General features: G+C 57.0%; 6 protein-coding genes. All 6 read right to left on the reverse strand.

Annotation, left to right across the window (positions count from 1 at the left end; all coding sequences use genetic code 11):
- Nucleotides 1-1385: ATP-binding protein (locus tag Q1K23_RS06310; protein ID WP_300363297.1), on the reverse strand; the 1385-nt coding region annotated here is incomplete at its 3' end.
- Between the two features lie 52 nt (nt 1386-1437).
- Nucleotides 1438-3186 carry a SpoIIE family protein phosphatase gene (locus tag Q1K23_RS06315; protein WP_300363298.1) on the reverse strand — a complete coding sequence of 583 codons (1749 nt, stop codon included), beginning with the start codon at nt 3184-3186 and terminating at the stop codon, nt 1438-1440.
- Nucleotides 3170-3535 carry an ATP-binding protein gene (locus tag Q1K23_RS06320; protein ID WP_300363299.1) on the reverse strand — a complete coding sequence of 122 codons (366 nt, stop codon included), beginning with the start codon at nt 3533-3535 and terminating at the stop codon, nt 3170-3172. The genes Q1K23_RS06315 and Q1K23_RS06320 overlap by 17 nt, the downstream gene beginning before the upstream one ends.
- Nucleotides 3535-3831 (reverse strand): STAS domain-containing protein, encoded by a 297-nt coding sequence (locus Q1K23_RS06325; protein ID WP_300363300.1) that lies wholly within the window; start codon nt 3829-3831, stop codon nt 3535-3537. The genes Q1K23_RS06320 and Q1K23_RS06325 overlap by 1 nt, the downstream gene beginning before the upstream one ends.
- A complete protein-coding gene (locus Q1K23_RS06330) occupies nt 3828-5942 on the reverse strand; it encodes a transporter substrate-binding domain-containing protein (RefSeq protein ID WP_300363301.1) in 2115 nt (704 codons plus the stop codon). Before Q1K23_RS06330 ends, Q1K23_RS06325 begins: the two co-directional genes overlap by 4 nt.
- Before the next feature lie 42 nt (nt 5943-5984).
- Nucleotides 5985-7323, reverse strand: a 1339-nt coding sequence (locus tag Q1K23_RS06335) for a phospholipase A (protein WP_300363302.1), incomplete at its 5' end; no start/stop codon positions are given.

A 7323-nucleotide genomic window follows, 5' to 3' on the forward strand; every position in this document is an offset into this window, starting at 1 on the left:
ACGGCGTCGAAGTCGAAGTGCTGTCCCTGCAGAAGCGTATAGACAAGCTCCCATTTTTTCATGGTCTTTACCACGGTGCCGCTGTATATGAGGCGAAACTTTTTCATCGTCTCGTCGAAACCGGGTGGAAGCGGCGCATCGGCGGGAATGTGGAGATTGACGGTGATGATGCCGTCGTCGCCCAGCTCTTTGAGGTGGCGCCGCAACCCTTCCTGCCAGTCATGCCCCAGCTGGTCGATCGTGACGATGGCATAGCGGTCGCTGTCGTGTTTTTCGACGGTAAATTCGGAAGTTTCCCGTGCCGGCGCCTCCGATTCGGTGGAGAATCCGATGTCGTCGAAACTCTCCAGCAGCGTCCGGGTCATCTCCAGATGCCTTGCGGGCAGATGGATCGTGACGGGGTCGAGGCCGTTGGGCGCCAGTACCGCGTAGAGCAGGCTTTCCCGGCGCACCTCGTCGGTATCGATACCGACGAACTCCGCCTGGTCGTGGACCGAAGGCTTCAGTGCCGTCGGAACGAATCTGTAGGCCTGGACGAGCTGCTGGGATTTGGTGTGGCCCGTCACCAGCTTGGCGTAGGCGACCCGGAGTCCGCCCCCGCCCTCTTTGAGATATTGCACCTGCATCCGCGAGACGCGCAGCAACGCCCTGTTTTTGCGGTATTCCGGGCGGCTCATCAGCATACCGGCCTCCGCGACGGCGTCACAGTGGGGCGAGCGGAAGTAGGCGGAGTTGACCACCACTTCTTCTGCCCGGTTCTTGGCGACGAAGGCGATGACCCGGCCCGAAGCGATCGCCTCTTCCAGCTCCTTGCGGAAGTAGAAGATCGGTTTGACATAGGTGTAGCGGTAGGTGAGATAGGTGAGTTTGACGATGTCGTAGGCGTCGGTTGGGTCGGCCAGCGTGACTTCGAGTTTTTCCTTGGCATAGGCGTCGATCGTGGCGGCGTCGACCGGGCGCGCGGCTTCGAGAGGCCTGAAACGCCGAAAGCGTTTTTCGAAGAGAAGGACCCATCCCTTGTTCCCTTCGTTTCGAAACTGAAGGGCGTCGGTCAGGGACTCGAGAAGGAAAAAGGAGAGGCCTGCCATGGAGTCTTCCGGATTTCGGCTGTCGTAGACGGGGAGATTCTCTTCGTCGACCGGCATCCCCTTGTTGCGGAAATGAAAACGCAGGCCGTTTTCGATGGGTTCGGCGTCGATTTCGAAATGCTCCCCCTTGTCGGGCTGAAGGTTGTTGACGATGAAAGCGGCCGCCTCTTCCGCCGCAAGCTCCAGCTGCTGCGCTTCCGTCTCGTCGGCACCGAAATAGCGTCCCGTTTCGGCGACGAAGGCGCGGATGATACCGATGGCGCGCAGGTCGTGGTAGGTGGAGAGGTGGGTGATCACTTTTCCTCTCCGCGAAAAAGAATGAAGAATGAAAAATGAAGAATGGAGAATGTCATCCGATGTGCTCCGTTTTGATGATTATCATCGTCAGGTCGTCGTTGGGTTCGTTGTCGCCGACGAAGGCTTCGATCTTTTCGACGATCGCCTTTTTGACGGTGACGGGATTGTCGGTGCCGGCACGGACGATGGCCCGGCTGAGGCGGTCGATGCCGAACATTTCCTGTGCGCCGTTTTCCGCTTCGGTGACGCCGTCGGTGAAGGCGACGATGAGTGCCTCCTCTTCCAGGGGAATCGTACGGTTTTCGTAGGAGGCGGCTTCGAAAACCCCGATGGGCGGTGCGAAGGAGGGTAGCGGCGAAGAGAGATGCCCGCCGCTTTTGACGATGAAGGGCGGATGTCCCGCCAGTGCGAAGGTCACTTCCCTTTTCGCGGCGTCGACGACACCCACCAGCAGAGTGGCGAACATCTGCTGCTCTCCAAGCATGCAGAGCTTTCTGTTGGTTCGTTCGATGATATGGGCGGGATCGAAACGGTCGTCGGCCGCCGCTTCGATCAGGACGCTGGAGGCCATCATGAAGAGCGACGCCGGGACCCCTTTGCCCGAGACATCCCCGATGTAGAAGAGCAGCTTCTCGCCGTCGATGCGGTAGCCCCAGAAGTCGCCGCCCACCTCTTTGGCCGGTTTCATCATGCCGCTGAGGGCGAAAGGAGGCTGCACCAGATTCTCTTTTTTAGGCAGGAAGCTCTGCTGGATCCGGCTGGCCAGTTCCAGTTCGTTGCGGACGCGCTCCTCTTTGGCGACGTTGGCTTTGAGTTGTTTCGAGACGATCAGAACCATCAGCAGGATAAGCAGCATTCCGATCAGGGTGATCACCCCCATCCGTATACGCATGCCCGTCAGGGGAGAGAAGAGGGCCTTCTGGTCGAGCATGACACCGATGATCCATGAAGTGTGGGGCACGCCCATCGTATAGAGCAGATATTCCGCATCGGCCGTTTCGATGTCGTAGATGCCGAAACTGTGCTCTTTCATCGCTTTCGCCGCTTTGGCGAGGGAAGGGGAGTGCACCTGCTTCGCATAGGATTGCAGGGTCTCTTTGAGCCGGACCTTCCTGTCGGGATGGTAGAGCATCAGCCCTTTTTTGGAGACGAGAAAGACGAAACCGTCTTCCAGCTCCGCGAGGCTATCCATCCGCCTGGCCAGCTCGTCGAGGGCGATATCGGCGGTGACGACCCCCAGAAAGGTTCCGTTGGTGTCGTAGACCGGATGGCTGTAGGTGCTCATGTAAATCTCGCCGCCTCCGGTATCGAAATAGGGCTCGCCCCAGAGTGGTTCGCCCAGATACTTCACCGATCGGTACCAATCCTGGGAGAGATAGTCGTACTGCGGCGGGATCGTGTCGATCTCGGCGATACCGTTTTGGGTCTTGTAGATGTAGTGGCAGTAGTATCCGGGCGTCACCCGGTCCGGTTCGAAAGCGACGGCCGAGCCAAAGAGCGCGTCGTCGAGTTCGACCGCCTCTTTCAGGCCTTTGAGCACTTTACGGAAACGGGAGGGGTTGGATTTGACGAGGTAAGCCGCTTCCACGGCGGGGCGGCTCGTTTTGTCCAGAAAGGCTTCGACTCCCTGGAGGATGTCGAGGTTGACGATGTGGGCGCGGCGCATCGCCGACTCCTGGAGCTCGCCGCCGACATATTTGTCGATGAGAAAGAGTGACGTCAGGAAAAAGGGGATCGTGATGACGACGATGTAGAAGACGATCTTCTTCTGGATCGAATCAAGTCTAAATCGTGATTTCAACAACGTTTTCCTTGTTTTCGTAGCGGTAGTGGAGCGACTGGACCAGTTGGGTCACGAGAAAGAGCCCCAATCCTCCGAATTCGCTCTCTTCGACCGATTTCAGAGGCCCCTTGTCGGAAACGCCGGGATTGAACTTTTCGCCCCCGTAGCGCAGTGCCATCGTCACACGCTCCCCTTCGACTCCCAGATGCAGGTCGTAGCCGTCGCTTCCGCCATGGGTCAGGAGGTTGACGACCAGCTCTTCGCAGACCAGTCTGAGTCTGTAGCAGCGGGTATCGTCCAACACGAATTCCCGACAGAAGCGCTCGATGGCGGCCATTCCCTCTTCGAGGGTTTTGTAGCGGTGCATCACACCTCTTTCATGAACGTCAGGAACCCCGAAATCTTCAGAATTTCCCTTACGTTGGGGTTGGCGCCGGTGACGAAGAGCGCCCTGTCCGCCGCCTGGGCCGCCTTGGCGCAGCGAAGCAGTACCTGAAGGCCTGCGCTGCTGATGTAGAGGAGATCCGTCAGATCGAGCAGAATATCCCTCTCGAGCCCCTTCAATGCTTCCGAAACCTTCTGCATCGCTTCCGGGGCGTTGGTGGCGTCCAGACGGCCGATGAAGCTGATGCGGAGCTTCTCCTCTTTTTTCACATCGATCATGAATTTTTCTCCTTTGCGATATTTGCGATACGCTCCTGGACCGCCTGGTCGAAAGTGGTCGCGAGGGTATCGAGCTCTTCGCATTTTTGTCGGTAGGCACTTTTTTGTCGTTCCAGGAGTCTGTGGGTGTGTCTGGCATACCAGATCATGAAAAAGACCAGGACGAGGGAGAGTGCCATGATTCCGAAGACGACGCCGTAGATGGTCTCTTTCAGCTTACGGAAGGAGTCCATCGCTTCGGCTTTGTCGATCTCGACGATGACCCCGAGATCGAGGATTTCGTCCCAGCGCCATGCCCCCAGTACCGGAGTGCCGCGATAGTTCGGGTAGCCTTCCACATCAGTGCCGTAGCGTCCGCCCACCGCCTCTTCCGCTGCCTTGGTCGGCCTTCCCCGGTGGGTGATGGAGAGGTTTAGAAAAGAGCTGGCGTTGACGGGAAGGAGGCCATTCTCTTTAAGAGCCCTTTCGAAACGGCTGCGGGAGATCATCTGCATCTGGTCGTTGATGAGATAGGTTTCACCGCTTTTGCCCATTCGGCCCTGATGGACGATGTTGAACAGAGGTGCCGGATCGATCCGCATGGCAAAAAGCGCCGGAGCCCTGCCGGTTCTGGGATCGACGATGCGCATCAGAAGATAGTAGTGCCGCAGGTGGCCCATCCGATCCTTTTCTATACGCACGGGGGAGATATGGGCGTATCCCTCTTTGAAGGCGTGTGCGATCTGCCTGCGTACCGGTGGGAAAGTGATATGTTTCCCTCTCAGTGCCGGCTCCGAGGCGCTCAGAATGGTGCCGTTTCGATCGATGATGAGAAAGCCGTCGGCCTCCCGGATCCGCCGTTTGAGTTCGAGGTAGAGGTGTCGGGAAGCTTCGGCGTCCGGGGGGACGATCGTTCCGTCCTTTTGGAGAAAATCAGCGAGAAACGGTGTCTGGTTGACGAGGTGGTTGAGATGGTGGCGCTGGGTGGCGAACCACTCGATCAGGGATCTGTGGGTGACGTCGAGTACGGTTTTGAGGGAGTGGGCGATCTCTTTTTTTCTCTCGCTGCCGCTGTTATGAAGGCTTGTGGCGGTGACGAGCAGTGCCACCGCGAAAAGCAGCGTTGCGGCGATTCCCAGCGGCATACCGAAAAATCGCGCTCCCATTTCCCGATAGTGATACCATCCTGCCAGTACCACGAGGAGCACGAGTCCTATGACGATGGCGATCGAATCGAGGGGAAGGGTTTTCAAAAAGGGGGTGCTTTTTGTCTGAAGGTTCCGCATATTCCCCTCTCCACTCCATTTGTCGTAGATCGCTTCGAAACGATCCGGGGAAATCGAGGCGAGTGTTTTGTCTAGAATGGAGAAGACGATCTCGGGTGTTTCGGGCTGCAATCCGATCCTGAGATCGATGAGGTAGTCCAGGGTGACACTCTTTTCGAGATCGCCATAGCCGCGTCGATGGATGAAATAACCGGCGGTGGCGTCGTTTTCGGCGAAATAGTCGATCTCTCCCCGGCGAAGATGGTCCAGACCGTCCGTAACGGTGGGAAATTCGATGACGATGGCTTGGGGATAGCGTCGTTTGAGGTAGGAGACGATAGCGTATCCCTTCACGACGCCGACGGTTTTGCCCCGCAGTGCGTCTGGGAGATCTCCTTCGGGTGTGGGCCGGTCGAAGCGTTTCAAAAGAACGGTTCGGATTTTGAAAAGACTTCTATGTGTGAAACGGATGAACTTTTTGCGCGCCTCAGTCGGGGTGACGGCACTGATCATCTGCACCTGTTTCGTTTTGAAGAGTCCGATCGATTCGGACCAGCTGGTCGTGGGAACCGGGAGAAAGACGATACCACTTTTTTGACCGACGATTTTGAGAATATCGGCGATCATACCGGTATGGCGGCCGATGTCGCTGCGCCATTCGAAAGGAGGCCAGTCGGGGTCGTAGACAAAACGCAGAACAGGCCGTTTCTGCAACCACGCTTTCTCCTCCGGAGTAAAAGGAAGTGTCTTGAGCGTTTCCGAAGCGGCCTCCAAAGTGCGCGGAAAAAGGGTCAAAAAGAGGATCGTGAGCAAAAAAGCGGCCGAAGCGGCCAGAAAGGTTTTGTCGTTTTTCCCGGATCGTCTCATGCGTGCGAAAGGCTCTCCCGCCTCGGACGGGAAAGCGCTCTGTTACTGGAAAAGTCCACGGGAGAAGGCGAAACCGAAAGAGGTTTTGGTGACGTTGCGGTTGTAGTCGATGAGACTCTCGCCGTAGCCGTTGAAAAACTTGAAGTACCAGAAAGTCGTTTTCGAATCGAAGAAGGGATAGCTCCAATCCAGCTGTACGGCGCCACGGTCGTGGCCGCCCTTGCCGAAGTTGTAGCGCAGAAGTGCCCCGATCTGATGTTTGTGCCACAGGTAGCTGAGAGAGATGTCCCCGTAACCCATGTAGTCGGTAATGTCCGGGTTGTCGTCCTTGTCGCTTTCGGAGTTGGGGTCGATGAGTGTGTCTCCGGCATCGGGTACACCATTGTGATTGTTGTCGTGGTAACCTCTGTAATAGTCATCCGATTTGTCGTCTTCGGGCAGCCTGTACCAGACACGGGCGGAGAGGAAGAGATTGCTCCACTGGAACATTCCTTCGAGGTAGAGGCGGTTCCAGGATCTCGATCGGAATCCCTCCTGGCCGTTGGACTGATGGATGAAACCCCACTTGGTCACTTTCAGACCTGTTTTGGCGTCGAAGTCGGCGGATGTGGGAACGGCGACGTAGAGTTCGGGCATATAGTTGGTTTCCCTGAAGGGCCCGGAGTCGGAGTAGAGCTGCCAGAAGCAGCGCTGGGTGTAGGCCGCCGTGATATATTCGTTGAAGCCGAAGAGATTGTATGTGAGGTTCTTTTTCAGACTGAACTGAAACTCCACTTCCGTCTGTTCGTCGTACTCTCCGTATTTGCCTTCCCGGCTGAAACCGGAGATGGGATCGATGGCATCGGCGATACGGTAATTTTTGTAGGCCGAAGGCTGCCTGCGATAGGGATCGTTGGCGTAGCCGATCGGCATGATGTAGTTGGCCTTGTAGGGGGTCAGACCGAAGAAGCGGCCGTTGGCCAGGTCTTCGAGAAAGGATTTGGTTTCCGGGGTGTCGGTGTCGACCTTGGCGATGGCCGCCATGCCCGCGGCACGCACGCTCTCTTCAGTAAACTGTGCCTTGAGACGTTCGGCGAACTCTTTGGAGTAGACATCCGTCCCCTTTTTCTGGGCTTCGACGGTGTAGGCATAGGTTTTGGCCGCCTCTTTGTACCAGTGGGCCGCCTTTTTGTAATCCTGCGGTACGCCCAGACCGTTTTCGTAGATGTATGCGAGCCGATACATCGCCGCCTTGTTCCCTTTTTTCGCCAGTTCCCGCAGCAGCGGCACCGCCTTGTCGAACTGTTTCGATTCGATCAGCTGGATGGCACGCTGAAAATCGGCTCCCTCTTTCGCTCCCGCCGTCGCGGTGACCGGTGCGAAAGAGAGTAGCACTGTGAAT

The sequence above is a fragment of the Hydrogenimonas sp. genome, assembly GCF_029933015.1.
GTDB lineage: Bacteria > Campylobacterota > Campylobacteria > Campylobacterales > Hydrogenimonadaceae > Hydrogenimonas.

Excerpts from the sequence above, each read along its gene's own strand:
- Q1K23_RS06320 (WP_300363299.1), bottom strand. The coding sequence starts at position 3,535 with ATGCACCGCTACAAAACCCTCGAAGAGGGAATGGCCGCCATCGAGCGC.
- Q1K23_RS06325 (WP_300363300.1), bottom strand. The coding sequence starts at position 3,831 with ATGATCGATGTGAAAAAAGAGGAGAAGCTCCGCATCAGCTTCATCGGC.
- Q1K23_RS06330 (WP_300363301.1), bottom strand. The coding sequence starts at position 5,942 with ATGAGACGATCCGGGAAAAACGACAAAACCTTTCTGGCCGCTTCGGCC.